Genomic DNA, 25944 nt, shown 5'->3' with positions numbered 1-25944 from the left:
TTCTTCACTTTTTTAGCCATGTATCTCCTTCTTATTCTGCTCATGCTGGTTAGCATGGGTATTCAGTGGCGGTTGCGCAGCAAGTTCAGAGAGTATGCCCAGGTGGGTCTCCGGGCCAACCTGACCGGCGCTCAAGTTGCCGAGCTTATGTTGGCCGACCACGGCATCACTGACGTGCGCATCATTAGCACCGATGGTCAGCTTACAGACCACTATAACCCAACCGATAAAACCGTGAACCTGAGCGAGGGTGTGTATGCCGAGCGCAGTGCCGCATCGGCAGCCATCGCAGCGCACGAGTGCGGCCACGCGGTGCAGCACGCTACGGCGTACTCCATGCTGCAGTTTCGTTCGGCGATGGTGCCGGCCCTCGGGGCCGTGTCGCGCTGGATGCCGTGGATTCTGCTGGCCGGGGTGCTGATGGTTAACCGCTCGCCAATTCCGCTGGGCGTCGGCATTGCCCTGTTCTCACTCACAACGCTCTTTTCGTTCGTCACGTTGCCTGTGGAATTCGACGCTTCCCGCCGGGCCCTGGCCTGGATGGATAAGCGAGGCGTGGTGACCGTGCAGGAGCACGCCATGGCCAAAGATGCACTCTGGTGGGCAGCCATGACCTATGTGGTGGCGGCCATCAGTTCGCTAGCCACGCTGCTCTATTACGTCAGCATCTTTATGAGTGGAAGCCGGCGAAATTAATTGAGCTAACCCTCTAAATGCGACAAGCCGCCGCTCTGTTTGAGTGGCGGCTTTTTTGTGTTCAGGCAGGAAGAAATAGTAATGATGTATAGTATCAAACGCGAGTTGATTAGTGAGTTGCGCGCTGAAAATCAATCATTAATTGTAGTTGATCTGATAGTCATTCCTCTATTATACGCTTGGGTTTTGGAGGCATCGTAGTAATTAACATTGTTAATTTTTGATAAGTCCAAAGTAATTCCTATTTTGCTTCATCCTTTCCACTCAGTGCTTGTAGCTGGTCCTCTTCAGAGGGTAGTCTGGAGGCTAGTTCACATTGCTTCTTTCTGCCAATGCGATGAAAGTTTCTACCCCAACGGCCTTGGTAGCGGCCGCGCCCACCCTACTCCGGCAAGGGCTGGTGGCTACTCTCCGCGAACAGTGGCCCCAGTTGCTGCTGACCATCACCGCCGATACTACCCAAATAGTGGAACTGGTAGCTCAACGGAATTTTGGACTGCTGGTGCTCGATGATGCCCTGCCAGGCAGAGCGTTAATCGGCCTACTCGATGAACTGCACCAGGTGAGGCCCACGCAACGAATCCTGCTGCTGACAGACCAGCGCCCGTCGGCCCAGCCCACTAGCCCGCTGCCCTGGCCCGATACTGAGTTGCGGCTGCCCCGGTACGTGCCGCCGCCCACGCTGGCGGCCGTGCTGGCACCGTGGCTGGATGCCGATGCCCCAAACCAGGCGCGGCCGGCCGTGCCCCGCGCCGTGCCCGACCCCTTTAGTGCTCGCGAGCTGCAGATATTACGTTTGGTGGTGGATGACCAGTGCAACCAGGAAATTGCTGAGCGCTTGTGTCTAAGCGTGCGCACCGTGGAAAGCCACCGCCGCACCCTGCTTCACAAGGCCGGTACGCGCACCGTGGTGGGCTTGGCCGCTCGCGCCGTGCGCGAAGGCTGGGTGGCCTGAAAAGTTCAGTGCTGGCACTGATGCGAAAACAGCAGTCGAAAACGAGCTTTGCTTCTGGGCCAGTGCTTGTTGAAGAGCGCCCATCTTCTTTGCTTCCCCAACCTTTTTTCTGTTTTCTGCGATGGCCACCACCGGACAAGACCTCCTCGAACTAGCCGAAACGCGCCTTGGTGAAAAGTACGTCAATGTGCTCGTGCCAAAAGACAACCCCAACTGGCATGGTCCCTGGGACTGCGCCGAGTTTGCGTCGTGGGTGGTGTACCAGAAGGTGAACGAGCTTTACGGCTGCGTGAACAACAACGGCAATCCCGCCACTACCGAGTCCTATTCCGGGGCCTGGGTCAACGATGCTTCCAACGGCACGCTGCTGGTTGTCAACCAGGCTACGGCCAATATTACACCGGGCATCATTCTGATACGGCGGCCACCGCTGCCCGGCCGGATGGGCCACGTGGCCATCACCGATGGCAAGGGTGGCACCGTAGAAGCGGCCGGGGCAGGTCTGGGCGTACGACGCGGCAAGGTGGAAGGTCGGGTATGGCACTTTTGCGTGCAGATTCCGGAGGTGACCTACGCGGCTACGGGCGCCGTGGTGCCTCCCAAGCCGCTGCCGTTCCTGCTGACGCTGGAAGAGCCCAACATCAAAAGCGCCTTGGTGGGCAAAGTGCAGCGTGCGCTAAAAGCAGCCGGCTTCGACCCCGGCACTATTGACAATGAGTACGGTCCCCATACAGTGGCGGCAGTTATTGCTTTCCAGAAGTTGAATCGGCTGGTCGCGGATGGTGACGTGGGGCCACTGACCGCCAAGAAGCTGGGGGTAGCCTGGCCGGCAGGGTAGGGCGGACGTCGGGTGATGGTGGGGCATCCGGAAATGCGTTGGTATCCTTAGTGGCCGGAGCCTTTGCGGAATGAAGAGCCGGCGAGTTGATAGCTCTCGGAGTACAGGGTAGCCACAGCATAATATGCAACTGCCCTCGATGCTAATTCGAGAACCCGAGGTGCCATCGGCCCAATGGTGCTAGCGGTAGTATGTCGGACTTGTTCCTGTGCGAGTCTTGCAGCCGAAAGCTCAGTATTAATCCTATCAGCCTTCTCTTATGGATAAGACTAATATTAATGCGCTCCTCATCACTGGCCTGTTTGCCCTGCTGGGCACGGTAGCGGGCGGCATCGTGAAAGGGTATTGGGACGACGACCTGGCTCAGCGTAAGTTTTATTCCGACATGGTGCTCAAGGCGCTGGAGTCGCCCGATGCTAATGCCCGCCTGCAAACGTTGCGGATGCTTACCCAGACTCGCTTGCTCGACAATGAGAAGATTATGCACGGGGTGGAGGAGTACATCAAGACCAATGCCACGACTCCGCTCAACATTCCCCAGGTAGTGCCGGATGCCGCGGCCGCCACGCTGGAAGCACCATTCAGCCCCAATGCCCGCATCTACTTGCTAACCGGCAACGTTAAAAAAGTGGACTCCCTGGCCGCACTGCGCGTTCCGCTGGAAAAGGCAGGTTTTCCCATCATTGACGCCCGGTATCTGACCGATGCCGGGCGGCCCGCAGCAGCCGAAATCCGCTATTTTTTCGTCGCCGACCGTCGTCAGGCTGAGCACCTGGCCGAGTTCTGCCGCATCCGGCTCGACCAAAAAGATCTGGCCGCCAAGCTCTACCGCGACACCCGCGTGAGCCCCGGCTACCTGGAAATTTGGACCGGCCGCTGATAGTTTGCTTCACTCACTCTTCCTCCTTTCCATCATGCCCACCGTTCAAATTGACACCACCAAGCCACTGGCAGTGGTGCTAACCTTTCATTCGCCTCACGCAGTAGCCTACCGCCTGTGGTATAAGCACCCCGATGATGCCAAGTACACCATTCTCGCAACGGGCACCGACAGCGAACCGAGCAATCCATCGAAGCACACCCACATGGTGAATGCCCTGCCATCGGGCAGCGAGCTGGTCTATTTGGCTTGGTTGAGCGGTAATGGTAATACTCCTTATCGCATCGAGATTACCTTAGTGCAAAATGGTCTTCCGCTGCCAGGGGGCACTTTTGTGGAGGAAGGCTCCACCGATGCCGAAGGCTTTGCCCAGGAAAAGAACACCATAAGCTTAGCAGGATGAAGAGGCTGATGACACGCGCTATCAAGAGAGCTACTGCTTTGCTCACCTTGTTGCTCACTTTGGGGGCAACCTTGGCGGCCCAGGCCCAGGAGACTGCGCAAAAGCAGGAAAAGCTGGCACCTTACGCCATTCCGGAAATGCCGGCCCTCACCTTCGTGGGCGCCGCCAACAACGTGGCCCGCCCCGTTACGCCGCGGGCCCTGGCTACCGAACTGGTAAACGGTGTCGATTCGGCCGGGCGCGTGAAGCAAGGGGTGGCGGTGGCCATCGCCCCCTACGCGCTGGCGGGTGGCAGCGTGAACCTCGACGAGTACCAGAAGAACTGGCTGAAGTATGTGCTGTATAACGCGCAGGTTTCGCTTGGTACGGTCCGGACTGCGGGCAACGCCAATACCACGGACCTGGGAACCGGCCTCCGCCTAACGCTAATCGATAGGAGCGACCCCATGCACGACTCGGCTTATACCAGACAAGTGCGCGCTATTCTGGCAAAAGGCCTGCCCACCGACCCCAATGACGCGGATATAGCCTTTGCGGTAGTGAAACAAAAGGTGATAGACTACCGCAAAAAATGGCGAGAAGATAATTGGAACCGGGCCGGCTTATCCATTGCCGCTGCCAGCGGGTGGCGATTGAATGAATCCAGGCTCTTGCCCCGAGCCGACGGCCGCTGGCTGGGATGGAGTGCCTGGGCCACCGGCGCTCTGCCATTGGCCGGAAAGGCGGGCCAGCTGCTGGGTCAGCTGCGCTATACCGGCCAACGGCAGATTTCCGCATCCGACGGAACAACCCAGACCGACAATCAGCTGCTCTATGGTCTGCGGGCCATATTCGGGTCCGCCACGGTTAACTTCTTCGCGGAGATTGCCGGCACGAGCCGCAGCAACCCATTGCCAAACGTGCCAAAGTCGGGGTCCGAATGGGCGGGAGGAGTGGAGTTTCGGGCTACGGAAGGCGTTTGGATAGCAACGAGCCTGGGCCGCCAGCTGCCGAACAATGATGGCAAAGCCGGAACAGCGCTACTATTCGCCGGCTTGCGCTGGGACATTGCCAACGCCGCACGGATGAATTTCACCAAGCCCTGACATTCGGCCCTGAGCTAGCCACTTCCACGGCAAAGGGTAGTTGAGAGAAGAGGCTCGGCGCGCGTAGCAATATCTTGCCGGTTCAAGCCGGCTACCTGCCCTCCGGTCAGCAATACCTCTTACCTGCCAATGCCTGATTCTCTTATGCCCACCTGGGGCCAAGCCACCCTGTTTCGCCTTGGCACCGACCACACTTTCTCGGTCTCGTCTACTTCCGATGGTGATACCTGCCACCTGGAATTTGGCCGGGAGCTGGTCTGCGAATTGCGTCCCCACGGGGAGGAACTGGAAAACCACTGGCGCTTTGGCGTGCATCAGCTGCTGGAGGTGCCCGTCCCGGCCACGATGCACTACGCCCTACGGATGTTTGTATACAAGCCGACGGGAGCTACCGTGACGGTAGAGCTCAAGACCTCCCAGGCAACCGAGATATACCGGTTCCCGGAAGAAATGGTGGCCGAGGGCGAGTACCAGTTGGTGAGAACCGCGCCGCTGGTGCTGGTACACGGGGGCCACCCGGCGTGGCTTGAGGTGCGGGCGCGCCGGGTGGCCGGCGCCGGTCAGGTACTAGTGACTCTTGACGCGCTGGCGCTGACGGTCAGCTAGCGGGGGTGTACCACCGTCCCCTAATAATTGAAATCCCGGGGTTCTCCGGCCAGCTCCCGGCCGCGTAGGATGTCTTCTTCGAGGTAGGGCATAATGGCGCACCGCTTGGCGGGGTCTTCTTCGGGCTTCTGGTCGTCGTGATAGGCCCGGTACTGGTCGGGGGCGGCGGGCAGCAGGCCAGTCTGAATGCGGAACTCGTAGTCGTCGAACACCGTGGGCAGAGCGGCGAGCAGCAACTCGCGGTGCAGGTGGGCAGCGGCGGCCAGAATGCCCTGCCGCCAGTCGGGGTGGGCGGGTACGGGCCAGGGGCCGCGGGCATCGCCAAGCAGCTGGATGTTCTGGTTGGTCAGGTCCAGCACCCGATTGTAGCTCTCGTTGAACACGCAGAGCATGGCCCGGTGGTAGGTCAGCAGCGTTTCGGGGTCGGCATCGAAGCGGCGGGTGAATTCGGCAAAGTGCCAGTCGTCTTCCGTCAGGAATCTGTCGGGGGCATCATCAAAAGAGTCCGGCGCCGTGCCGAATTCCATGAGGCGGGGCCGTGGGTCGGGCGCCGTGGGAGGGGTTGACAGGTTGGTCGCGTGCTGTTCCTCGCTAGCTAGCTCCATGTAGTAGTCCTGACGCTCGCCCCGACGATTGGAGTGGGTCTGGAAAGGGTAGCCGGCCGGGGCTCCGGTGTGGGCATCGTAGTAGGCAAACCAAGCCGGGTAGTCCTGGTATTCGGTCCAGTTGTCGTCTTCAGTAGGGGCGGGAGCATTGGGCTGTTGCCGGGCCCATTCGGCGTGCATGGAGTCGTAGTCTTGCCAGTCGCTAGCGGCGCGATGGTTGCTTTGAGAGTGGCCAAACTCCTGGCAGGCGTCGCTGGCGAGCCAGGCCAGGTATAGCTCGTACTCGGCGCGCGTGATGGGCGGCAGAAACGGGCAGCGGTAGATGAAGGCGGCGCGCTGCCATTGCGCAAACTGCTGGTAGGTCTGAATGCCGGGCAGGGTAATTTCGCCGGCCCGCCAGCGCACCTGCAAATCAAACAGTTTCTTGCGCTGCACGTCGAACAGCCGGTCGTAGCCCTCCTCCTGGTATTCGATAACTTGGTGTAGTCGAAATTTCACCATGTTGGGGCCCCGGTCCAGGCACTGCACCTTGTGGCGGGCATAGTGTTGAATGAAGGCTTCCACGCTGGCGGGCGTGTAGCCCGCAAAGTATGCCTGGTAACGCGGGTCGGTGCGCAGGGTATGCTCGGTGGCCAGACGGACGGCGTCTAGCTCGGCTTCCCGGGCCAGGGCCTGGCGGTCGAAATCGGGAGAGGACATGAGGATAGAAAACGAGGTGCGACGTTAGAAATGGAAGTCCTGGGGCTCGCCGGCCACCTCCCGGCCCTTGAGAATTTGCTCCCGGTATAGCTCGCGGTTCTGTCGCAGCAGCTTTGCGGTGTGTGGGTCGGCCGGGTAGGGCGAGGGGTGGGGCGTACCGGCGCGCTCACGGGCCTCGTAAGCTGCATAGGCCTCGCCCAACGCGGTGGCCAGGCGCTCCTTGCGCCAGTTCAGCCAGGTGTTGTGCAGGGCTACGCGCCAGTCCGGGTGGGCAGCGATGGGCAGGCGCTCAGGAATTTCGCACAGCACGCGGCCGGCCTCCCGGCCCTGCCCGTCCAGCGCGTCCTGGATGTCGTCCTCATCAGCGTCGTCGTCGTCAACATCAGGCGAGCGCACCGGCGCAATGTCCGGCTCGTGCATCAGGGCTTCGTGAAAGCGCAGCAGCTCGGCCGGCTCTAGCTGCCGCATGAGCGTATCGGTAAGGGCCCCGAAGTTCTGGTAATCGAGCGGGCGCAGTGGTGGCGGGGCGCCGGGGTCCGCCGTAGGGGTGGCGGGTAGTTCGTCGGCCAAAGAATCGGCCGGGTCTTCGTCGTCTTCGTCCGGTGCGTAGGGGTCGGGGAGCTTGCCCGTCTGGCCCGCGTACTGGTAGTAAGCTTCCTTGCTGCCCCGGAGGTCGGGGAGGTACAGTACTAGGTTAGGGGGGCCCGCCAGGTTGTCACAGTGCGCGTACCAGTCGGGGTAATCCAGGAAAAAATCGTCGAGCATCGCGGCCAGCCCCCCTAGCCCTTTGGGCGTCTGGTGCACGGCATCGCGGTTCACCTGGGCGGGGTCCTGCCCCTCGGCTTGCAGCAGTAGGTAGCGGCGGCAGCGCTCGTAGTTCTGCCAGTCGCGGGGGCGGGTGAAGTCGTCGTCGGCATCGGTGCAGGCATCGCTGCGCAGGTAGGCGAGGTAGCCCTCGACTTCGCCCGCCGTGATGGGCGGTACCAGCGGGCAGGCCTCAATGCGGTTGCCCCAGGCCTCGAAGTCGTCGGTTAGCGCCACCTGGTCGGCAGGCAGGGTTACTTCTTCGGCCCGCCAGCGGCATTGCAGCTCAAACAGCTTGCGCTGCTGAATTTCCCACAGCCGCTCGGTGGCTTCCTGCACCAGGGCAGCCTGCTCTTTCTGGGCTATCTGCCAGAAAGTATGGCCATCGACCAGGGCGCTGGCCCGCTCGTCGGCGTAGCGCTCAAGAAACCGTCGGCTGTCATCTCCCTGAAACTGGCTCAGCCACTCCGCCACGGCGGGGTTGTCCTCGTAAAGGGCCAGGGTTTCCGCGCGGTGGCGAATCAGGTCGAGGTGGCGCTGAGCGCTACGGGAAACAGGGGCGGAGTCACTCATGGTAGAAGCACTGAAATACAACCCCAAGCTACACTTTATAGCGGACTTTTCACCCACCCCCAAACGGGCCTACCTGCGGAGCGGCTGCCAAAAAGAGTTCCAGTCGCGCCGTAGTGCGAGCGCGCGCAGCGTCGGGGCTGAAGCAGCCCCGCGCTCCCACCCGCTTTTTCAGCACGGCCCGCGCTGCGGCCTGGTGCCGCACCCATTCCATACTGCCGCACCTTCCGCCCGGCAAGAAAGCGGTCCAACCCACCTTGCGCAAGCCTCAACTACCCTCGCCGAACCTTCAACTCACCAAGTTGGAGCCTCAACTACTCCCGCCGAACCTTCAACCCGCCGTGCCGAACACTCAACTACCCGTGCCGAAGGTTCGGCGAGGGTAGTTTGGGCTCCAACTACCCCCGCCGAATCTTCAACTACCCTCGCCGAACCTTCGGCGGGGGGGATGACAAGCTCAACCCAGCTGCCATGGCGGCGGCCCTTGCCTGCGGCCCCGGTCGCGCCCCGCGGCGGCTACCGGCTCCCCCTCCGGCAGAAACCCACGCGCCCGACCTGTGGCGCGGGTTTGCTAGCTTGCGCGACCACCGCGCCTTTTTGCTCCTTTTCAAATGAATCTTTCCGCCTTTGGCGTCCGTCTCTTCCTGGGCTGCGCCGCCAGCGCCAGCCTGCTAGCTCTCCCCACCATGGCCCAGAACACGACCCCCAGCTCCATCCTCGCCGACTCGAACGTACCACAGCTAGTGGCGCGGCAATTCAAATTCACCGAAGGCCCGGCCGTAGACCGGGCCGGCAATGTCTTCTTCACCGACCAGCCCAACGACAAAATCTGGAAGTACGACACCGAGGGCAAGCTGAGCGTTTTTCTGGAAAAATCCGGCCGCTCCAACGGCCTGTATTTCGACCAACAGGGCAACCTCTTAGCCTGCGCCGATGAGCAGAACCAGCTCTGGTCCATCGCGCCGGACGGCAACGTCACCATTTTGCTGAAAGACGTGCAGGGCCACCGCCTCAACGGCCCCAACGACCTCTGGGCGCATCCCGGCAGTGGCGGTATCTACTTCACCGACCCCTACTACCAGCGCGACTACTGGACCCGCCAGGCACCCGACCCCAACCTCGGCGGCCAGAAGCTGTACTACCTCCCCAAAGGCCAGGCCCAAGCCGTCGTGGCCGACGACCAGCTGCAAAAGCCCAACGGCATCATCGGCACCCCCGATGGCCAGCTGCTCTACGTCGCCGACATCGGAGCCAAGAAAACCTACCGCTACCAGATTGCCCCCGATGGCCAGCTCACCAACCGGCAGCTCTTCGTCGCCCAGGGCTCCGACGGCATGACGCTCGACAGCGAAGGCAACGTGTACCTCACCGGCGAGGGCGTCACCGTTTACAGTGCCGCGGGCCAGAAAATCCAGCACATCGACGTACCCGCCAAGTGGACCGGCAACGTCTGTTTCGGCGGCAAGGACCGGAAAACCTTGTTCATCACCGCCTCCGATGCGGTGTTCGTGCTGCCCATGCGGGTGCACGGCGTGCAGTAGCACCAAGGGCCGCCGGAAGCATATCCGGCGGCCCTTTTCGATGGCAAGAACCCACGCTTATCCCAGCTTCTTGTACCGCACGCGCTTCGGCTCCACGTCGCCTAGGCGCTTGCGCTTGGCTTCCTCGTAATCGGTAAAGTTGCCCTCGAACCACACCACTTCCGAGTCGCCCTCGAAGGCCAGGATGTGCGTGGCCAGCCGGTCGAGAAACCACCGGTCGTGGCTGATGATGACGGCGCAGCCGGCGAAATTCTCCAGCGCGTCTTCCAGCGCCCGAATGGCGTTTACGTCCAGGTCGTTGGTGGGCTCGTCGAGCAGCAGCAGGTTGGCGCCCTGCTTCAGCGTCATGGCCAGGTGCACGCGGTTTTTCTCTCCGCCGCTCAGCATGGCCACCTTCTTCTCCTGGTCGCCCCCGCCGAAGTTGAACTTGCTCACGTAGGCCCGCGAGTTCACCGGCCGTCCGGCTAGCAGCATCGTTTCGGTGCCACCCGTGATGGTGTCGAACACCGACTTGCTGGGGTCCAGCGTGTCGTGCTGCTGGTCGATGTAGGCCGTCTGCACCGTGGGGCCCACTTCAAACGTGCCCGCGTCGGGCTTCAGCTGGTCGGTGATGAGGCGGAACAGCGTGGTCTTACCCGCCCCGTTTGGCCCGATGATGCCCACAATGCCACCCTGCGGCAGCGAGAAGCTTAGGTTCTCAAACAGCAGCTTGTCGCCAAAAGCTTTTCGTAGGCCCTCGGCCTCAATCACCTGCGCGCCCAGGCGCGGCCCGTCGGGGATGAATAGCTCCAGCTTCTGCTCCTTGTCCTTAGCTTCCTCGCTGGCCAGCTTATCGTAGTTGGCCAGGCGGGCCTTGCCTTTCGACTGCCGCGCTTTCGGCGACATGCGCACCCATTCCAGCTCGCGCTGTAGTGTTTTCATGCGCTTGCTTTCCGTGTTCTCTTCCTGTGCCAGGCGCTGGGTTTTCTGCTCTAGCCACGAGCTGTAGTTGCCCTTCCACGGAATGCCCGAGCCGCGGTCCAGCTCCAGAATCCAGCCGGCCACGTTGTCGAGGAAGTACCGGTCGTGAGTCACGGCGATGACCGTGCCTTTGTACTGCTGCAAGTGCTGCTCCAGCCACAGCACACTCTCCGCGTCGAGGTGGTTGGTCGGTTCGTCCAGCAACAGCACGTCGGGCTCTTGCAGCAGCAGGCGGCACAGCGCCACGCGGCGCTTCTCCCCGCCCGAAAGGTTGCCGATAATGGCCTCCTGCGGGGGCGTGCGCAGGGCATCCATGGCGCGCTCCAGCTTCGAATCCAGGTTCCAGGCGTCGAGTTGGTCGAGCCTTTCCTGCACTTTGCCCTGACGGTCGAGTAGCTTGTCGAAGTCGGCGTCCTCGGCCCCGAAGGCTTCATTAATTTCATCGAACTCTTTCAGCAGGGCCACCGTTTCGGCCACGCCTTCTTCTACTACCTCGCGCACGGTTTTGGTGGGGTCAAGCTGGGGCTCTTGTTCCAGATAACCCACCGAATAACCGGGCGAAAACACTACTTCGCCTTGAAACTGCTTGTCGACACCGGCAATAATTTTCAGCAAGCTCGACTTGCCCGAGCCGTTGAGGCCAAGCACGCCAATTTTGGCGCCGTAGAAAAACGAGAGGTAGATGTTCTTGAGAACTTGCTTCTGGGGTGGGTAAATTTTACTCACGCCGGCCATGCTGAAGATGATGGTCTGGTCGCTCATGTTAGAAGGGTGCTGATGGAATAATGGTGCTGATTTGAAATAAACTGCTGCGGAGAGCAGGAAACCGGAGTACGCGTCTTCTTTTTCTGTCACTGCCGCTGGAGTGTAGCAAAGAACGGCAAGGCGCCCTTGTGAATCCACTTCTTGGGTTCCGCGCCGTCCGATTGTGTATCGACACATTAGCACATCAACCTTACCAATACGTTAATTCATCACCTTTTTACCGTAAACTTGTAGTCCCTTCCCGGTCCGCGTTTCAGCCACAGACCCATAATTCTACCCATTTACCCAGTTACCCACGTATTCTACACTCCTACCCACGAGTTTAACATTTGTATGGAATCAACCGACCACTTGCTGGCCGAAGCCAAGCGCTACGGGTACGTGGACGCCGGCGGCGTGTGGCTGCGCCCCGTGCTCGACCAACCCGCCCGCCAGATAGGCCTGGTCAAAAAAACGGAGGACGAAGCGCTTCTCTATTTCAGGCAGCGCTTTGAGGCGTTGCGTGCTAAAGTCGACGACCTCCTGACCCGAATGGAAGCGAGCGAAAATAAAGGCTCGTATCTGGTGAAAGCGCTGCACATCAAAGGATTGTTGCGGACCTACGAGGGCCTCGGCGACTTTGAGGAGTTGGACCGGCGCCTCACCGAATTCGAAGAGTCGATGGCCGTGACCGTGGCGCAGAACCGGGAGAAAAACCTGGCGGCCAAGCTCAGCTTTATTCGCGAAGCCGAGGAACTGAGCAATAGCCTGGAGTGGATATCGGCCAGCGAAAAGGTGAAGGACCTGCGCCAGGGCTGGCTAAAAACCGGCCCCGTCGATAAAAACATGACCGACGAGCTGGAAAGCCGTTTCCAGGCGGCCATTCAACGGTTCTTCGACCGCCGTAAAGCCTTCCAGGCCGATAAAAAAGCCATGAGCTCGCGTGTGCAAACCCGCTACCGCGAACTCATCCAGCAGGCCGAAAACCTGAAAAATTCCGACCAGTTCGAAACCACCTCACGCCAACTTAAGCAATTGCAGCAAGCTTGGCGCGAAGTGAATGGCAGCTTGCCTAAAAAGCAAGCCTCGGAGCTGTGGACCCGTTTCCGCGCCGCCAATAACCACTTTTTCGAACGACTAAAGGCTCACATCGCTGCGCAACAAACCAGTGGTGCCCCTGCCTCAGCCGAAGTGTTGCTGGCCCGCAAGCGCGCCCTCGCCGAGCGTGCCGAGGCCCTGATGGCCGTTCCCCCACAGGAAGCCATTCACCAAGCCAAGGCGCTGCAAGCCGAGTGGAAGCAAGTTGGTACCGTGCGCGGCGAAGAATCCGACCGCATCTGGCAACGGTTTATGGTGGCTTGCGACAAGATTTTCGAACTAAGCGCGCTCGAATACCACCTGCGCAAGCGGGTAGACCCGGCTTCCGTGCCCACCAGTTCGGCCGAGCGGGCCCGTTTCCGGGCCGTCACCCTGCGCGAGTTGCTCAAGGATGACCATCAGGAACTGGAAGTACTGCGCGATAATCTTGACAAGCTCAGCCCCAGTGTTGCCAATGATTCCTTTCGCCAGATGCTCCAAACAAAAATCCGCTCATTCGAACGAAAGATTCGCACCAAAAACGATTTGATTGCCTTATTTAGCCAACAAGCTCAGGCCGCGAGCTAAACTTTGGTCATTGTTTTGCGTTGTCGATTTCAACACGCTTCTAGCTTGACATTTGAAGGGAAACAATTACCTTCGCCAACCTTTTTTTATCCTCCTCCTTATGTACTGGACACTCGAACTTGCTTCCTACTTGGAAGATGCTCCCTGGCCCGCCACCAAAGACGAACTGATTGACTTTTCTATCCGCTCGGGTGCGCCCATGGAAGTGGTTGAGAACTTACAAGCGCTGGAAGACGACGGCCAGCCCTACGAAAACATTGAGGAAGTGTGGCCTGACTACCCGACCAAGGAGGACTTCATGTTCAACGAGGACGAATATTAATAGCACTCAATTAGTTAGCGATTCAAATTATCGGTAGCTAATTAAGCGCTAAGCTCTAGAAAGCAAAAAATGGTTGCGGGCCAGCACCTTTCCGGGGTGACCCGCAACCATTTTTTGCTTTCTAGGGCTTAAACCCGCATTTCAGGTGGTAGAAGAAAAATCTTGCCTGCACCTTGGGTTGCGGGCGCCAGTTATTACCGTGTTCAGGTAGCTAATCCTGTAGTAAGGTTGAGCCTTTTAGTTGTTGGATACGTTGGTAAGTGAAGAAGGTAATCAGCCAGAGCACCAGGTACATCGGAGCAACCAGCAGGTCGGGTAAAATAAGATGCTTGGCTGTGGTCAGGAGAAATACTGCTCCCACCAGGTTGAAAAAGAAGCCGGCATAAGCCCATTCAAGTAGCCGTTTGTTGGCGACAAACAGCAGTACCAGCACCCCAATGATTTTGAGAGGCGCCAGCAGATACAATAGCCGTTGCGTGACGCCGAGCGCGTCCATCGACCGCAGGACGACTTGCGAGCCGAGCAGTTCGCTCGTTGCCGCACCAAGCATCCCAACGCAAAAGAGGTATTTTGCTATCGGATGAATTCGTAGCCAGTTCATGGTCTGGAATGAGTTGAAATGTCTACTTACAAGCTCATATCAAACACCAGCCGCCCCCTTACCTGCCCCGCTTCAATGCGCTGGTGTGCCTCGGCCGCTCTGCTCAAGGGTAGCCGCTCATCGATAATGGGCTTGATTTGGTGCGTAGCTAATAGCTCAAATAAGTGGGCCACGTCGGCCGCGAACCAGTCCCAATGGTCAACAATCCCCGCGTTGATGGCATACGACTGGAAAGAGCGGCCGTCCGGAAAGGCATTGAGTACCGCGGCGGTTTCGCCAATCAGCGAAAACATGAACAGCACCATTTCGGCCGGTGCGGCTCCCAATTTCGCTATCTCGGCTGCCGGACCAACTGCGCCGTAGGTCACGACGGTGCCGTGGGCGTTGAGCAAATTATACGAACCGACAAAGTTGGCTAAGCTCACGCTGTCAAATATTGCGTCGTAGCCCTGGGGTGCTTGCTGCCGCAGTTGCGCCCAAAAGTCAGCGGTGCGATGGTCGATGGCGGTGGCACCATTCGCCCGCAACAGGTCCAGCTTACCAGCCGAGGCCGTGGCTACCACCTCTGCTCCCGCTTGCCGGGCTAGCTGCACCAGCGCCGTGCCAACAGCTCCCGCCCCACTATGAACCAGAACACACTGACCAGCCTGCACCTTAGCCACCCGATGAAGCATCTGGTAGGCCGTTACGTAGGATAAAATCATACTGGTTGCTTCGGCCGGGTCGAGTTCGTCTGGTACGGGCAAAAGGCGGCTGGCGGGTTGGCAGACAAAGTCAGCGTTGCCCCCAATTTGGGTGAGCGCGGCCACCCGCTGACCGATCGCCCAATCGTGAACATCCGTGCCGAGCTCATCAATAACGCCGACAGCATCGTAGCCTAAGCCGAAGGGCGGCTTGACGGACAGATAAGGATAAAGGCCTCGGCGAATGATGGTATCGGTGAAAACAGCACTCGAAGCTTCCACTCTGATTCTGACCTCTCCCGGAAGAGGTTGAGGCAGAGCGGTTTCATCGACTACGCGGATGACATCGGGGCCGCCATATTCGGAAATAATGACTCGGCGATTTTTCATAAAAAGAGTTTTGTAAGGTGAACGGACTAATGAGGCCTGGAAAGGAGCACCTTTGTTTAGCCGACCTTTGGAGCGAGCGACGTAGTGGCTTCCAATGGTAAGCAAATGTAGAACGCGCTTTTCGCTTACTAAAATATAACGCTAACTAAAACAAGACGCCCTGCATGGCTGCTCCTTCGCCCGATAAGTCTTCTGACCTTCTGCTGGACATATTTGATTTCTTCTCCGAGCGGTGGGTGCTTTTCGCTATCAGTAGCCTGATGGGAGGGCCGCGTAATTTCAATGACCTGGGCCGCGACTGTGGGGGCGCAAGCGGTAAGGTGCTGATTCAAAAGCTAGAAAAGATGGAACGACTGGGTATTGTCGAACGTAGCGTGCTTTCGGTCATCCCGCCCCGCACACGCTATACCCTGCAGCCCGCCGGTTTGGCTTTGCGGCCGACTATCGAAGCGTTAGACCACTGGGCGCGCACTCACTTGCCCGCTCCCTTGAATTGGGAAGTCAATCAGTCGGAGCAGGCCGTGGATGAGTCGAGAAGTCCTATTCAGCTTCTTCAGCAAAAGTGGGTGCTGCGGATTGTGCACGCGCTGCTGAAAACTGGGGGCAGTGGCTATAATAAGTTGAGCCGCCTAGTCGGCGTCAATGTCACCACGTTGGGCCACCGGCTGCGAGAAATGGAAGAAGCCGCCATCATCAGTAAAACCGTAGTGAAAGTCCAACCGCTTCAGTATTGGTACGAACTGACTGCTTCAGGCGCCGCGCTAAAGGAAGTTATCAACGCCGTCGAGGTGTGGGTGGATGACTATCAAAAAGCAAGGCCCGGCAGTACTCCGCCGGCTGATTCTTGACGCTGGAGTGCCGAAGACCGAAAGCCTAACCGGGTTAGCGCCTTCAAGAAGAATTTGCCGCGTGACCTGTGCCTTACCTACTCCTACACTCAGCGCTGGCCCGGCTTGCCGCGTAGCACCTGCCCGATGGATTGCATGAAAGGCCACGGCGTCACGGAGTTCATAATTTGCAGATTGTCAGCCCATGTTGTGCTTTCATCTAGAAACCGAAAAATGCGTTCCACCGGATTGCGCTCGAATAGCTCCCGAAAAATATCCCGCGTGCTTTCGCCACGTCGCTGCATAATATCGAGCAGTAGCGTGTCGAACATGCGAAATTGCCACTTATCCCCGGTTGGGTCGGCGGGTGGGTGGCCGGTTGAAGCCAGCGCCGCTACCAGCCGCGCCGAATGCCGCTGAATGCGTTTGAAGGCATACCCCGTACTGGGTTTGGCCCGCCCACCGCGCGTGCCGAGATTGATGATGTGAGTTCCATCGCGGGCCGGCAGGGGGTGGTCTGTCATGGGAATAGCACCAAGTTCCTCGACCACGATGCGGTAGTTTTTTACCTTCAACGTCGTTTCCAAATACTCGCGGATAGCCGCTTCGTATTCTGCCTTATGCAAGGGCTGGGCTGAAAACAGCGTGTATTCCACCAAGGCCTTGCGTGGCGTAAAGGGCAGCACGTAGATAAAGCGCGCCTCGTGCTGCTGAGCGCCTCGGAAGTCCATAAACTCCACTATAGCGGGATTGAATACATCGGTCTCGGTTTCCACCTCCCAGCCCACAAAATGCTGCAAGAGGTAGCGGTATTTCTGTGGTTGTTTCAGTTGCACCAGGTCCGGCGGGCGGCTGTCGAAGGCGTAGCTGGCCGTAAACTCGCCATCGCTGCTGCGCACCTGTACCCCGTCGGCCGTATTCAATATGCTTGCCACGGTACCGCGCACGAAAGTGAACTGTGGGTTATCAGCTAGCGCCCGCCGCACAAAACGGTAATAATCCAGCCCGTTAATCGTCTTGTAACGATAGCAGCCAAGGTCAAAAACCCGCTCGAAGCCCGGACTGCGAAAGGCAATGGCGCGCCATTCGTGCGCTACGATGGCATCGAACGGGCTTGGTTCATCGGTCCAGAACGACCAAGTACGGTCGTTGCGGTCTTTGGCTTCGGGCTCGATAAGCAGCACCCGTTTACCAGCCAAGCGGGGCTCCCGTGCGATATGGTAAGCCAGACTCAGCCCCGCTGCCCCGCCGCCCACAATAAGGTAGTCGGTCTGAATCATGGACTTATTAGATTGAGCAGATTCCACGGATTTTGAATAGAGGCGACTAAAGCACTCAGAAAAGTAGCGAAGCTACCTATAAGAAAAGCCGCTCCCGAAGAAGCGGCTTTCCAAAGAAACTGTTTCACGAAGTTCGGATAATCCGAGGAGTCAGTAGAAGCTGACTGAATTCGTGATTAGAAATTTGGCGACAACAGGTACTTGTGGTAGAAGTCGTCGATAATCTTAACTGCCTCACTGGCATCATCCACAATCTGCACTAGGTTCAGGTCTTCAGCCGAGATGTTGTGCTCCTCGTGCAGCATCACGTCGTTAATCCATTGAAACAGGCCAGTCCAATATGCCGAGCCTACCAGCACGATGGGAAAGCGGCTGATTTTCTTGGTTTGAATCAGCGTCATTGCTTCGAACAACTCGTCCAGCGTACCGAAGCCGCCGGGCATGCCCACAAACGCCTGGGCATATTTAACGAACATCACCTTCCGCACGAAGAAGTAGTCGAAGTTGATGCACTTATCCTGGTCGATGTAGATGTTGTGCGTCTGCTCAAAAGGCAGTTCAATGTTGAGTCCCACCGACTTACCACCTTCGGCACGGGCGCCCTTGTTGCCGGCTTCCATGATGCCGGGGCCACCACCCGTGATAACCCCATAGCCGTGGCGCACCAGTTTCGAGGCAATTTCCTCGGCCATCTGGTAATAAGGATTCTCGGGCTTGGTGCGGGCCGAACCAAAGATGCTGACGCAGGGCCCGATTTTGGACATCTTCTCGAAGCCCTCCACAAACTCGGCCATCACCTTGAAAATCTGCCAGCTATCGGCAATTTTGATTTCGTTCCAGTCCTTATCTACGAAAGCTTTACGCAGGCGCTGCTCATCTTCCAGGGCCATGGCGGGTTGGCCTCCAACCTGCTGCCGCATCTCCGTGATAGAAGTCAGCTTGTCGTCATTGACGTTGGGCTGCTTAATGGTTTTGCCACTGCCGGCGTTTAGCTGGTCATCAGAAGCTTTGGTTTTGCTGTTCTTTGGTTTTTTAAGCGTAGACATAAGTACAATAGGAATTTCTTCCAAAACAAAATCGCCCCAGAAATGGGGCGACTTAAAAGTAGGGCATCAAAGTTACCAAATTGTTACCATAAAACCGTCATTATGGTGCTACACTATTCTGTTGTAGCGCTTTTACTGCGTGAAAAGCAACAACTATGTAACTAACCCGATACAACCTTACACCAGTTCCCGCAACGCCATTTCGAATGCTTGCTGGGCAATGCCGGTAGCGTGGGACTGTTGAGCCCGCGTACGCTCCAGCGCCGCTCCAATGATGCGCGAAGTATCGGCAAAAATAGCTTGGTCGGTGATTTCAGCTCCGGTTTCCATGAGATAGGCAAACACGCGGGCCATGCCGCAATTGGCAATGAAATCGGGAATGACGGCCGTGTGCTGGTCAGCGAATTCACCGGTAGGACCGAAGAATATTTCCGGGTCGGCGAAGGGTACATTGGCCCCGCAGCTTATCACTTGCAGGCCGCCAGCCAGCAATTGCTCCACCTGACCCCGCGCCACGAGGCGGGAAGAGGCCGCTGGAATAAAGATATCGGCTCCCACAGACCAAATCTTCTCGTTCACTTCAGCGAACGAAAGCAAGTTGGGCGCCGTTAGCGAATTACCTTGGCGAGCCAGCAATAGCGCGCGAATTTCTTCCAGGCCAAATCCTTCGGTACTCAACAGCCCACCGGCCCGGTCGATAATACCTACAATACGCACACCCTGGCCAGCTAAATAGTAGGCCGCGGCGGCACCCACGTTGCCCCAGCCTTGGATAATGGCGCGCTGTCTCCGCACGTCAGTGCCTGGCCAGAGGCGGTAGTAGTGGCGTACTGCCTCGGCCACGCCGTAGCCGGTAATGAGGTCAGCCACCGTGTACTTACGGGCCAGATTGGGCGAGAAAGTGGCATCCTCCACCACTTTTATTACCCCCTGCCGGAGCTGCCCCAGTTTCTGAATTTTTTGGGGTTCAGTAGCGTGATAATGACCATTTACCACTCCCTCCTGGGGGTGCCACAAGCCGTACTCTTCAGTAATAGGTATAACCTCATGTATCTCATCCACGTTAAGGTCACCACCGGTGCCGTAGTAATTCTTTAGTAGAGGAAACACGGCCCGGTACCATCTCTCTAATACGCCACGCTTGCGCGGGTCTTGCGGGTCGAAATTGATACCGGACTTAGCTCCGCCAATTGCAGGCCCTGACACCGTGAATTTCACCTCCATGGTTTTAGCCAAACTTTCTACTTCACGCTTATCCAGTCCCTTGCGCATGCGCGTGCCTCCCCCGGCCGCACCCCCTCGTAGGGAATTGATTACCACCCATCCTTCAGCTTCAGTCTCTGAATCCTTCCACTCGAAGATAATTTCCGGGCGTTTATTTTCAAATTTGGTCAGCAGATCAAGCATTGGGCGGAGATAGATGGAATTAGGCTGGTAACAAAAGCAGAATCCCAAAGGTAGAGATTAAACGTAGAGTACCCAGAAGCCAAAATTGTATTCCAAAGAGAAGCAAAATTTAGAAATACCTAAGTATTGTAGGGATAATTAAAATATTTGTCCCTATTTTGCACCCTCTTTAGGAACTACCTAAGGAGCAATGATGTATTGCACTTATTCTACTCTTCCATTTACATTCACTTTTTATCGACTTCATGAAACCATTGCATTCGCGTGTAGAAGCGCAACAGTTGGACCGTGCCGCGGCTATGCTCAAGGTTCTCTCCCACCCAAAGCGGTTGGCTATTGTTGACCTGCTAGGCAAAACAAAAGGCAAAGACAGCCAAATGTCCGTTACGGACATCTACCAAGCCCTCGATCTACCCCAAGCCATTGCTTCGCAACACCTCATCACCCTCAAAGACCGGGGCGTGTTGAAATCGAGCAAAATTGGCACAAAGATTTATTACTCACTCGCTGTTCCCCAATTACTCAAGGTAATTGATACTTTGGAGGACTACTCGGGCAAGCTCTAATTAAATTTCCCAAAAGAAGGCTGTTTCGCAGGAGGCAGCCTTTTTTACGCTTATTGTGGTGTGCTGAACGTGGCATGCAAAGCCAGCACCTGGGGCAGGAGCGGCTGTGCCTCGTCGTTGGTTAGCACATAGTCGGCCCGACTCATTTTCTCCTTCTCGCTCATTTGCTTGGCCATAATGGCCTGCACATCGGCCGCGGAGCGGTGCGGGTCGCGCCGCAGCACCCGGGCTTGGCGTACTGGCAGTGGCGCAAACACGGTGATAATTCGGTCGAGCTGCTTATAGGAGCCGGCTTCAAAAAGCAAAGCGGCTTCTTTAAGAATATACGGGTAGCCAGCGTGCTGCTGGGCCATGGCCCAACGCTCGAAGTCGCGCCCCACGTGGGGATGCACTAGTGCATTGAGCCGGGCTAAAAGCGCTGGGTTCTGAAATACGGTGCCGGCTAATACCGAACGATTCAGCCGGCCGGCCGGGTCATAAGTATCGGAGCCGAAAGCGGCACTTAGTTGCTGGCGGAGCTCTGTATCGTTTTCCATCACCCACCGGGCCCGGGTATCAGCGTCGTAAGTGGGCACGCCCAACGCCTGAAACAAACGGCTAACAATGCTCTTGCCCGAGCCAATTCCGCCGGTGATGCCAATGCGCAACATAAAATTAACGCTTCGTTGAGGAAGAATGATGGCGGCCGTCCGCGTTTGGTAGTAGGGAATGCGTCAACCGGTGCATCCGCACTTTGGATACGGAGCAGCGCACCTGAAAAGGTGTTTCTATGGTGACTTCTATCTCACTGGCAGCGCTGCCGGAAATGCGGGGCAGTACAACGGGATAAGGGTTAGGAAATGTGCTTATTAAGCTGGCCGGCCCGCGGAAAGTGACAACTGCTGGCTCAAATATAGCCGCGTAAGAGCGGCCTGAATCCGGGGGCAGGGCCAGGGGCAGCCGGCGACTAGTGTAGCGGTCGAAAGTGAGGCGCAGGGTATCGCCGGCCCATTCGTTTACCTGCACACCTTCCAGCGCATTTTGCAGGCCGCGCCGCCACACGTTGGCTGGCAGGTAGCGGGTGCCAGGTAAGGGCACGGGGCGCAGATCGGCGGGGCGGGTGCCCCACCCCATATTGGCCTGCAACAGGCGCCAGCCCTGGCCCGTAACGGTTACTGGCAGCGCCTTCGGCAGTGGCCGCAGAGGCACATAGTGCACCGAGTCATAGTGCCACGCCAAAGGGAAATTAAGACGGGTTGTGTAAGTTTTGCTGAGGGCATTCATTTGCCAGAACAAACCTGCGGCGAGTAGGCATGCCGTCACGGCCCGGTAAAAACTGGGTTCTTTGCCGGCGAAGGGACGCACAAACCAGCGCACCAGCCGGCCCGCCCGGTTCAGCGGCCCATTCATACCTAGGTAGTAGCGACGTTTTCAGTACTCGAATTCGTCTTATTGCCAACTTCGCGGGCAATAGCGGAGCGGTCGAAGCGCAGTTTGGTGCCCCGGTCAACCTCCACCACCACAGTGTCTTCGGTGAGGTCGACCACCAGCCCATGCAGCCCACCAATAGTGACAATTCGCGACCCTTTGGTCAGCGACTGCCGGAATGCCTTTGCGTCGGCTGCCCGCTTCTGCTGAGGCCGAATCATAAAGAAATACACCACTACAGCAATAGCTACTGGAAACAGTAGTTGCGTGAATTCTTTGCCGCCAGAAGCCTGCAACAGTAAGGTCAAAAACATGGCAATGAGATGAGTTGCTTATAGAGGATTGGCGCCTTTGGCGCTCGCCTCCAGTACGTTGCCCTTAATAAGGATGGTCGTAATATTGGGCTGAGTATTAGCCCGTACTGACACCTGTTTGTTGATGATGCCAACCTTGCCGCGGCTGTCAAACTGCACTTCCATAGTTCCCTTGGCACCAGGCGCCACAGGCTCTTTGGTCCAGCTGGGTGTAGTGCAGCCACAGGAGGCGGTCGCATCGGCAATTAGCAGCGGCGACTTACCGGTATTGGTGAAGGTGAATATGTGCTTCACCTTCGTATCCGGCTGAATATCACCAAAGTCAAATTCTGACTCGGTGAAAGTCATGATAGGAGCATTGGGGTTGGGCGCTTCGTTCTCGCTGACCACATTGGGGTTGTCAACGGTCGGGTTGGCCGTGGCGTCGGAGGCCGCTGTAGCGGCCGCGTTCATGCCTTCGGTGCCTACTTCCACAGTTTTATCGCGGTTGCAGGCTGTGAGCAACAAAGCAGCGGCAAGAATAATATGATACTTCATGGCGGTGGTAAGAAGCGTGACATGGCACGCTTCGGCATTGAGCAAAATCGAATATCAGGAAAAACAAACAGTGGTCAGCCGCACAACGTGTCCTAATCGGCTCACATTGCAGCTAGCACAACCTGTAAAACACGCCAAAGCGCAGTGTTACAGCTTAGCAATAATGTGCTGGGCAAACTCGCTGGTGCTAGCTTTGCCACCGAGGTCGCCGGTGCATTCTTCTTGGTGCAGGAGAGTGACCTCTAGCGCTTTTTCAATCTGGTCGGCTTTGGCATGTTCGCCCAGGTAGTGCAACATCATCAGTGCCGAGCGGAGCAGGGCAGTAGGATTAGCTTTGCCTTGTCCGGCGATGTCGGGGGCAGAGCCGTGCACAGCCTCGAACACGGCCATGTTGTCGCCGATGTTGGCCCCGGCGACTACTCCCAGGCCGCCCACAAGGCCCGCGCACAGGTCGGAGAGGATGTCACCAAACAGGTTGGTTGTCACCACCACATCGAACTGCTCGGGTCTGTTCACAAGCTGCATGCACATATTGTCGATGATTTTATCCTCGAAGACAATCTGCGGAAATTCGGTCGCGGCTTCTTTGCAGGCGTTGAGCATCAGCGTGCCCGCCATCTTTAGAATGTTGGCTTTGTGGGCCAGCGTCACCTTTTTACGACCGTGCTTGGCTGCATATGCGAAGGCGGCCCTGCAGATTTTACGCGAGCCTTCCACCGTAATGCGGTTGAAAGAGTCGGCAATACCCAACCGCTCATCAAACACTTCCAGGCCCGAATACAGGCCCTCGGTGTTTTCGCGGAAAAGCACCAAATCAATACCCTCGTAGCGGGTTTTGATACCCGCCGTGGTTTTGCTGGGCCGTACGTTCTGGTATAGGTCGTACTTCTGGCGCAGCGTGACATTGATGCTACGAAAACCCTTACCCACCGGCGTGGTAATCGGCCCTTTTAAAGCCACCTTATTCTTCTCCAATGATTTGAGTAGCGACGTCGGAATCAGCTCGCCCGATTGGTCGAACGTGGTCTGACCGGCGTTCTGCTCTTCCCACTGCACGGGTACCTGTGCTGCAGCAAAAATATCGGTAACGGCTTTGGTAATTTCGGGGCCTATGCCGTCGCCAGGAATAAGAGTTACGAGATGCATCTGGTTAATGTGCTGATGTGAGAGTGTGAAAACGGGAAGCCGTAATAAGAACAGATGAGCTGATGAATGGGGGCGGGACAATTTCCGCCCGAGCCAATTCTCTCATCTTTAGCAGCTCCCATCTTCACATTAATTTAAACGCCTTTACGGGAGTTAATTTGATTAATGAGCTGGTCAACATCGCCCAACAATTGCTCGGCTTTGGATTTAGCATCGGAAATGACGCGTTGGCCTTCGCTTTTAGCGGACGAGGGCCCAGCGGCGGCTTCGCGGCTGGTGACAAGGCTGTCGGTAAGGTCAGCAAGCACAGAGCGGTATTTCTCCAGCTGATAGCTGAGCCAGGAGCGGACTTCGGTACCGGGTTCGGGGGCATAGAGCAAGCCAAGAGCAGCGCCGGTGAGGGCGCCGCCCGCGAAGCACAAGATGCCGGTGGTGGTTTTGCTAGCCATGGGTCGTATAAGTTGAGAGGAGGAAAATGAAGATTCGAGCGAGAGTACGAAGAAACGCGACTGTAGATACAAAGGTGGTTAGAGCAACCCGATGTGTAGCTACGAGTCGCGCGTTCCTTCGCGGCTCATCGGCACTCTACTGGTTATCCAGCAGCCCGCGGCCCGATTTACGAATGTCGCCACTGGCTGCCAAATCCTGCGCCAGCTTATCCAGAATGCCGTTTACAAACTGCTTGCTCTTGGGAGTACTATAGAGCTTACTGATTTCAATGTATTCGTTGATAGTGACTTTCACCGGAATGCCGCGGAATAGCTGCATTTCGGTGAGCGCCATTTTGAGGATGATTTTGTCGAGTAGCGCCACCCGCTCCACGTCCCAATTCTGCACCGAGCCGGCGATGAGCTTCTCCATCTTGTCATCTTCAACCAACGTCTGATTATATAAGGTTTCCGCAAACTCGCGGTCGTCGACCCAGTTAGCTGACAGGTTCATCAGCTCCTGCTTTTCGTCGGCGGCGAAGGGCAGCATTTTCAGCGTCTTCAGCACTAGGTTGCGCACGATAGGGCGGTTTTCCTCCCAGTTCAAATCGGCGGCTTCAAGTTGGCGCGGTAAAGCTTCGCCCTTGAAAACGTAGTCTTTGTAGAGGTGGCGCAGAATTTCCAGGTCCGTATCGTAGTCCATTTCGGCTTCGTCGGTGGGCTTGCCGGCCAAGTAGGCCCGCAGCGTCTCATCAGCCTTCATTTCTTCCCAGGCGGCGCGTAGGGCTTGGGTTTCCTCAGCACCATCCCAAGCTAATTTGCGGCGGATGGTCAGGGCCTGTAGCTGCTCATTGGCTATCAGCTTGGCAATGGCGGCGTTGCGGTGCAGGCGCTCAGCATTCAACGCATCCTCGCGCGGACCCAAGCGGCGGCGCTCCTCGCGGCTTTGTTCCTCCTCAATCACGCCCAGTAGGGCATCGGGCAAGTTCAGCAGGTGCAGGTACTGGTCGTGAATGCTCTCGGCGCCTACCAGCAGTTGCCCACCAAAGAAAGCGCCGTCCTTTTTCACTTGCGCTTGGAAGAAGCTGATAGCATCAGCCAGGGCCGCATCTACCGCTTTATCGTCGGTTTTTTCGGGAGGGGTACCCGTGCGGTACCATTCGCGCAACTGAGCTTCGCCCAGCTTGCGCTGGCCTTCCAGCAGGCGCCGGTCGGGGGCCTCTTTGGCCGTTAGGTCGGGCTCGAAAGCAGCCGCGATGCGGTCCTGAGCCAGCAATAAATCGGCTCCTACCGCTTGGTGGTAGGAGTAGAGCGACTGCATGACTTTGATACGGAGGAGGCGGCGGTTGAGCATTGGGTTGAATTATGAATTATGAGTTATGAATTATGAGCTGTATAAATTACGAGTTGGGAATAGCTCTCTCAACCCGTAATTCATGACCCATAATTCATAATTCCATTTTAGTAAGTCGACTTTACCCGGCCCACGTTGGCGATGCGTTCCTTGGCTTGGCGGATAGCGGCGGCCTGGGGATGCGTACCTTCTTCTTCGGCTCTCGCCAAAACTTGGAGGGTGAAATCGTAGATTTTTTCGGTTTGGGTGAGGGCGCCTTGGCGGCTGGTACCGACAACTTCGGAGTAGACGTTGATCAGGCCACCGGCATTGATGAGGAAGTCGGGGGCGTAGACGATGCCGCGGCGCACGAGTTCGGGGCCGTGCTGGTTCTCGTTTTTGAGCTGGTTGTTGGCGCAGCCGGCCACGACCTGGCACTTGAGCCGGGGAATGGTCTCGTCGTTGAGCGTGGCGCCGAGCGCGCAGGGGGAGTAGATGTCCAAGTCCTGGTCGTAGATGTCTTCCAGGCCCACGGCCGTGGCCCCGAAGCGGTTGGCCGCGTCCAGGGCGCGGTCTTCGTAGTAGTCGCTGACGAAGAGCTGGGCG

Annotated in this window: 29 protein-coding genes; 13 read left to right on the top strand and 16 right to left on the bottom strand. The window is 57.5% G+C overall.

Annotated elements, in window-relative coordinates:
• The first annotated feature begins 18 nt into the window (after window positions 1-18).
• From WX88_RS10415 to WX88_RS10385, 7 genes are all read left to right on the top strand, one after another.
• Window positions 19-696, top strand: a complete 678-nt coding sequence (locus WX88_RS10415; RefSeq protein WP_046244317.1) for a zinc metallopeptidase — start codon at window positions 19-21, stop codon at window positions 694-696.
• Between the two features lie 337 nt (window positions 697-1033).
• The gene (locus tag WX88_RS27470) at window positions 1034-1651 is read left to right on the top strand and encodes a helix-turn-helix transcriptional regulator (protein ID WP_052732566.1); all 618 of its coding nucleotides are present in this window, start codon (window positions 1034-1036) and stop codon (window positions 1649-1651) included.
• 121 nt (window positions 1652-1772) lie between these two features.
• Complete coding sequence (locus WX88_RS30780; protein ID WP_052732565.1) at window positions 1773-2489, top strand: peptidoglycan-binding domain-containing protein; 717 nt, start codon at window positions 1773-1775, stop codon at window positions 2487-2489.
• A 259-nt stretch (window positions 2490-2748) separates the two neighbouring features.
• Window positions 2749-3369 carry a hypothetical protein gene (locus WX88_RS10400; RefSeq protein ID WP_046244316.1) on the top strand — a complete coding sequence of 207 codons (621 nt, stop codon included), beginning with the start codon at window positions 2749-2751 and terminating at the stop codon, window positions 3367-3369.
• A 34-nt stretch (window positions 3370-3403) separates the two neighbouring features.
• The gene (locus tag WX88_RS10395) at window positions 3404-3772 is read left to right on the top strand and encodes a hypothetical protein (protein ID WP_046244315.1); all 369 of its coding nucleotides are present in this window, start codon (window positions 3404-3406) and stop codon (window positions 3770-3772) included.
• Between the two features lie 8 nt (window positions 3773-3780).
• Window positions 3781-4857, top strand: coding sequence for a hypothetical protein (locus tag WX88_RS10390; RefSeq protein ID WP_156176059.1), 1077 nt, complete (start codon window positions 3781-3783; stop codon window positions 4855-4857).
• Between the two features lie 129 nt (window positions 4858-4986).
• Window positions 4987-5463 carry a hypothetical protein gene (locus WX88_RS10385; RefSeq protein ID WP_156176058.1) on the top strand — a complete coding sequence of 159 codons (477 nt, stop codon included), beginning with the start codon at window positions 4987-4989 and terminating at the stop codon, window positions 5461-5463.
• Window positions 5464-5483: 20 nt separating this feature from the next.
• On the opposite strand, the gene WX88_RS10380 is transcribed toward WX88_RS10385, so the two are convergent.
• Window positions 5484-6767, bottom strand: a complete 1284-nt coding sequence (locus WX88_RS10380) for a hypothetical protein (protein ID WP_046244312.1) — start codon at window positions 6765-6767, stop codon at window positions 5484-5486.
• A gap of 24 nt (window positions 6768-6791) precedes the next feature.
• Window positions 6792-8144 carry a hypothetical protein gene (locus WX88_RS10375; protein ID WP_046244311.1) on the bottom strand — a complete coding sequence of 451 codons (1353 nt, stop codon included), beginning with the start codon at window positions 8142-8144 and terminating at the stop codon, window positions 6792-6794.
• 468 nt (window positions 8145-8612) lie between these two features.
• Here WX88_RS10375 and WX88_RS30775 point away from each other — a divergent pair, with 468 nt between their 5' ends.
• Complete coding sequence (locus tag WX88_RS30775; protein WP_197076740.1) at window positions 8613-8756, top strand: hypothetical protein; 144 nt, start codon at window positions 8613-8615, stop codon at window positions 8754-8756.
• Window positions 8753-9682, top strand: coding sequence for an SMP-30/gluconolactonase/LRE family protein (locus WX88_RS10365; RefSeq protein WP_052732564.1), 930 nt, complete (start codon window positions 8753-8755; stop codon window positions 9680-9682). The genes WX88_RS30775 and WX88_RS10365 overlap by 4 nt, the downstream gene beginning before the upstream one ends.
• A gap of 57 nt (window positions 9683-9739) precedes the next feature.
• Here WX88_RS10365 and ettA read toward each other — a convergent pair whose 3' ends face one another.
• Entirely contained in the window at window positions 9740-11404 is a 1665-nt protein-coding gene (gene ettA / locus WX88_RS10360; RefSeq protein ID WP_046244309.1) for an energy-dependent translational throttle protein EttA, read from the bottom strand.
• Window positions 11405-11740: 336 nt separating this feature from the next.
• On the opposite strand from ettA, the gene WX88_RS10355 reads away from it, so the two are divergent.
• Together WX88_RS10355 and WX88_RS10350 are read left to right on the top strand one after the other, a co-directional pair.
• Window positions 11741-13051 carry a DUF349 domain-containing protein gene (locus WX88_RS10355; protein ID WP_046244308.1) on the top strand — a complete coding sequence of 437 codons (1311 nt, stop codon included), beginning with the start codon at window positions 11741-11743 and terminating at the stop codon, window positions 13049-13051.
• A gap of 100 nt (window positions 13052-13151) precedes the next feature.
• Entirely contained in the window at window positions 13152-13373 is a 222-nt protein-coding gene (locus WX88_RS10350; protein WP_035561220.1) for a DUF2795 domain-containing protein, read from the top strand.
• 211 nt (window positions 13374-13584) lie between these two features.
• Here WX88_RS10350 and WX88_RS27465 read toward each other — a convergent pair whose 3' ends face one another.
• Entirely contained in the window at window positions 13585-13974 is a 390-nt protein-coding gene (locus WX88_RS27465) for a DoxX family protein (protein WP_082115965.1), read from the bottom strand.
• 26 nt (window positions 13975-14000) lie between these two features.
• Window positions 14001-15047, bottom strand: coding sequence for a medium chain dehydrogenase/reductase family protein (locus tag WX88_RS10340; protein ID WP_046244307.1), 1047 nt, complete (start codon window positions 15045-15047; stop codon window positions 14001-14003).
• Between the two features lie 164 nt (window positions 15048-15211).
• Here WX88_RS10340 and WX88_RS29425 point away from each other — a divergent pair, with 164 nt between their 5' ends.
• On the top strand, window positions 15212-15895 hold the full coding sequence (locus WX88_RS29425; protein ID WP_052732562.1) for a winged helix-turn-helix transcriptional regulator: 684 nt from the start codon (window positions 15212-15214) through the stop codon (window positions 15893-15895).
• A gap of 89 nt (window positions 15896-15984) precedes the next feature.
• Here WX88_RS29425 and WX88_RS10330 read toward each other — a convergent pair whose 3' ends face one another.
• The 3 genes from WX88_RS10330 to WX88_RS10320 all read right to left on the bottom strand — a co-directional run bounded on the left by WX88_RS10330 (window position 15985) and on the right by WX88_RS10320 (window position 19607).
• On the bottom strand, window positions 15985-17181 hold the full coding sequence (locus WX88_RS10330; protein WP_156176057.1) for a lycopene cyclase family protein: 1197 nt from the start codon (window positions 17179-17181) through the stop codon (window positions 15985-15987).
• A 149-nt stretch (window positions 17182-17330) separates the two neighbouring features.
• A complete protein-coding gene (locus tag WX88_RS10325) occupies window positions 17331-18074 on the bottom strand; it encodes an LOG family protein (protein ID WP_046244448.1) in 744 nt (247 codons plus the stop codon).
• Window positions 18075-18377: 303 nt separating this feature from the next.
• Window positions 18378-19607 carry a Glu/Leu/Phe/Val dehydrogenase dimerization domain-containing protein gene (locus WX88_RS10320; RefSeq protein ID WP_046244305.1) on the bottom strand — a complete coding sequence of 410 codons (1230 nt, stop codon included), beginning with the start codon at window positions 19605-19607 and terminating at the stop codon, window positions 18378-18380.
• Window positions 19608-19852: 245 nt separating this feature from the next.
• Between WX88_RS10320 and WX88_RS10315 the strand changes: the two genes are divergently transcribed.
• Window positions 19853-20173, top strand: a complete 321-nt coding sequence (locus WX88_RS10315; protein ID WP_046244304.1) for an ArsR/SmtB family transcription factor — start codon at window positions 19853-19855, stop codon at window positions 20171-20173.
• 50 nt (window positions 20174-20223) lie between these two features.
• On the opposite strand, the gene coaE is transcribed toward WX88_RS10315, so the two are convergent.
• The 8 genes from coaE to WX88_RS10275 all read right to left on the bottom strand — a co-directional run.
• Window positions 20224-20823, bottom strand: coding sequence for a dephospho-CoA kinase (gene coaE / locus WX88_RS10310; protein WP_046244303.1), 600 nt, complete (start codon window positions 20821-20823; stop codon window positions 20224-20226).
• A gap of 4 nt (window positions 20824-20827) precedes the next feature.
• On the bottom strand, window positions 20828-21562 hold the full coding sequence (locus WX88_RS10305; protein WP_046244302.1) for a YbbR-like domain-containing protein: 735 nt from the start codon (window positions 21560-21562) through the stop codon (window positions 20828-20830).
• A 2-nt stretch (window positions 21563-21564) separates the two neighbouring features.
• Window positions 21565-21894: a preprotein translocase subunit YajC gene (gene yajC / locus WX88_RS10300; RefSeq protein ID WP_046244301.1), complete on the bottom strand. Its 330-nt coding sequence runs from the start codon at window positions 21892-21894 to the stop codon at window positions 21565-21567.
• 18 nt (window positions 21895-21912) lie between these two features.
• Window positions 21913-22431 carry a DUF1573 domain-containing protein gene (locus tag WX88_RS10295; protein ID WP_046244447.1) on the bottom strand — a complete coding sequence of 173 codons (519 nt, stop codon included), beginning with the start codon at window positions 22429-22431 and terminating at the stop codon, window positions 21913-21915.
• 147 nt (window positions 22432-22578) lie between these two features.
• The gene (locus WX88_RS10290) at window positions 22579-23577 is read right to left on the bottom strand and encodes an isocitrate/isopropylmalate dehydrogenase family protein (protein WP_046244300.1); all 999 of its coding nucleotides are present in this window, start codon (window positions 23575-23577) and stop codon (window positions 22579-22581) included.
• Window positions 23578-23711: 134 nt separating this feature from the next.
• A complete protein-coding gene (locus WX88_RS10285) occupies window positions 23712-24026 on the bottom strand; it encodes a YtxH domain-containing protein (protein WP_046244299.1) in 315 nt (104 codons plus the stop codon).
• 136 nt (window positions 24027-24162) lie between these two features.
• Window positions 24163-25359, bottom strand: coding sequence for a transcription antitermination factor NusB (nusB, locus tag WX88_RS10280; protein WP_046244298.1), 1197 nt, complete (start codon window positions 25357-25359; stop codon window positions 24163-24165).
• A gap of 107 nt (window positions 25360-25466) precedes the next feature.
• A partial coding sequence (locus WX88_RS10275; RefSeq protein ID WP_046244297.1) for a Glu/Leu/Phe/Val dehydrogenase family protein occupies window positions 25467-25944 on the bottom strand: 478 nt, incomplete at its 5' end.

Source organism: Hymenobacter terrenus (assembly GCF_000972495.1).
GTDB lineage: Bacteria > Bacteroidota > Bacteroidia > Cytophagales > Hymenobacteraceae > Hymenobacter > Hymenobacter terrenus.
The sequence above is the reverse complement of the archived record's forward strand: the minus strand, read 5'-3'. Positions and strand labels throughout refer to the sequence as shown.

What these genes read in the sequence shown, in the direction of transcription:
- WX88_RS10415 (WP_046244317.1), top strand. Translation starts at nt 19, where the DNA reads ATGTATCTCCTTCTTATTCTGCTCATGCTGGTTAGCATGGGTATTCAG.
- WX88_RS27470 (WP_052732566.1), top strand. Translation starts at nt 1,034, where the DNA reads ATGAAAGTTTCTACCCCAACGGCCTTGGTAGCGGCCGCGCCCACCCTA.
- WX88_RS30780 (WP_052732565.1), top strand. Translation starts at nt 1,773, where the DNA reads ATGGCCACCACCGGACAAGACCTCCTCGAACTAGCCGAAACGCGCCTT.
- WX88_RS10400 (WP_046244316.1), top strand. Translation starts at nt 2,749, where the DNA reads ATGGATAAGACTAATATTAATGCGCTCCTCATCACTGGCCTGTTTGCC.
- WX88_RS10395 (WP_046244315.1), top strand. Translation starts at nt 3,404, where the DNA reads ATGCCCACCGTTCAAATTGACACCACCAAGCCACTGGCAGTGGTGCTA.
- WX88_RS10390 (WP_156176059.1), top strand. Translation starts at nt 3,781, where the DNA reads ATGACACGCGCTATCAAGAGAGCTACTGCTTTGCTCACCTTGTTGCTC.
- WX88_RS10385 (WP_156176058.1), top strand. Translation starts at nt 4,987, where the DNA reads ATGCCTGATTCTCTTATGCCCACCTGGGGCCAAGCCACCCTGTTTCGC.
- WX88_RS10380 (WP_046244312.1), bottom strand. Translation starts at nt 6,767, where the DNA reads ATGTCCTCTCCCGATTTCGACCGCCAGGCCCTGGCCCGGGAAGCCGAG.
- WX88_RS10375 (WP_046244311.1), bottom strand. Translation starts at nt 8,144, where the DNA reads ATGAGTGACTCCGCCCCTGTTTCCCGTAGCGCTCAGCGCCACCTCGAC.
- WX88_RS30775 (WP_197076740.1), top strand. Translation starts at nt 8,613, where the DNA reads ATGGCGGCGGCCCTTGCCTGCGGCCCCGGTCGCGCCCCGCGGCGGCTA.
- WX88_RS10365 (WP_052732564.1), top strand. Translation starts at nt 8,753, where the DNA reads ATGAATCTTTCCGCCTTTGGCGTCCGTCTCTTCCTGGGCTGCGCCGCC.
- ettA (WP_046244309.1), bottom strand. Translation starts at nt 11,404, where the DNA reads ATGAGCGACCAGACCATCATCTTCAGCATGGCCGGCGTGAGTAAAATT.
- WX88_RS10355 (WP_046244308.1), top strand. Translation starts at nt 11,741, where the DNA reads ATGGAATCAACCGACCACTTGCTGGCCGAAGCCAAGCGCTACGGGTAC.
- WX88_RS10350 (WP_035561220.1), top strand. Translation starts at nt 13,152, where the DNA reads ATGTACTGGACACTCGAACTTGCTTCCTACTTGGAAGATGCTCCCTGG.
- WX88_RS27465 (WP_082115965.1), bottom strand. Translation starts at nt 13,974, where the DNA reads ATGAACTGGCTACGAATTCATCCGATAGCAAAATACCTCTTTTGCGTT.
- WX88_RS10340 (WP_046244307.1), bottom strand. Translation starts at nt 15,047, where the DNA reads ATGAAAAATCGCCGAGTCATTATTTCCGAATATGGCGGCCCCGATGTC.
- WX88_RS29425 (WP_052732562.1), top strand. Translation starts at nt 15,212, where the DNA reads ATGGCTGCTCCTTCGCCCGATAAGTCTTCTGACCTTCTGCTGGACATA.
- WX88_RS10325 (WP_046244448.1), bottom strand. Translation starts at nt 18,074, where the DNA reads ATGCGGCAGCAGGTTGGAGGCCAACCCGCCATGGCCCTGGAAGATGAG.
- WX88_RS10320 (WP_046244305.1), bottom strand. Translation starts at nt 19,607, where the DNA reads ATGCTTGATCTGCTGACCAAATTTGAAAATAAACGCCCGGAAATTATC.
- WX88_RS10315 (WP_046244304.1), top strand. Translation starts at nt 19,853, where the DNA reads ATGAAACCATTGCATTCGCGTGTAGAAGCGCAACAGTTGGACCGTGCC.
- coaE (WP_046244303.1), bottom strand. Translation starts at nt 20,823, where the DNA reads ATGTTGCGCATTGGCATCACCGGCGGAATTGGCTCGGGCAAGAGCATT.
- WX88_RS10305 (WP_046244302.1), bottom strand. Translation starts at nt 21,562, where the DNA reads ATGAATGGGCCGCTGAACCGGGCGGGCCGGCTGGTGCGCTGGTTTGTG.
- yajC (WP_046244301.1), bottom strand. Translation starts at nt 21,894, where the DNA reads ATGTTTTTGACCTTACTGTTGCAGGCTTCTGGCGGCAAAGAATTCACG.
- WX88_RS10295 (WP_046244447.1), bottom strand. Translation starts at nt 22,431, where the DNA reads ATGAAGTATCATATTATTCTTGCCGCTGCTTTGTTGCTCACAGCCTGC.
- WX88_RS10290 (WP_046244300.1), bottom strand. Translation starts at nt 23,577, where the DNA reads ATGCATCTCGTAACTCTTATTCCTGGCGACGGCATAGGCCCCGAAATT.
- WX88_RS10285 (WP_046244299.1), bottom strand. Translation starts at nt 24,026, where the DNA reads ATGGCTAGCAAAACCACCACCGGCATCTTGTGCTTCGCGGGCGGCGCC.
- nusB (WP_046244298.1), bottom strand. Translation starts at nt 25,359, where the DNA reads ATGCTCAACCGCCGCCTCCTCCGTATCAAAGTCATGCAGTCGCTCTAC.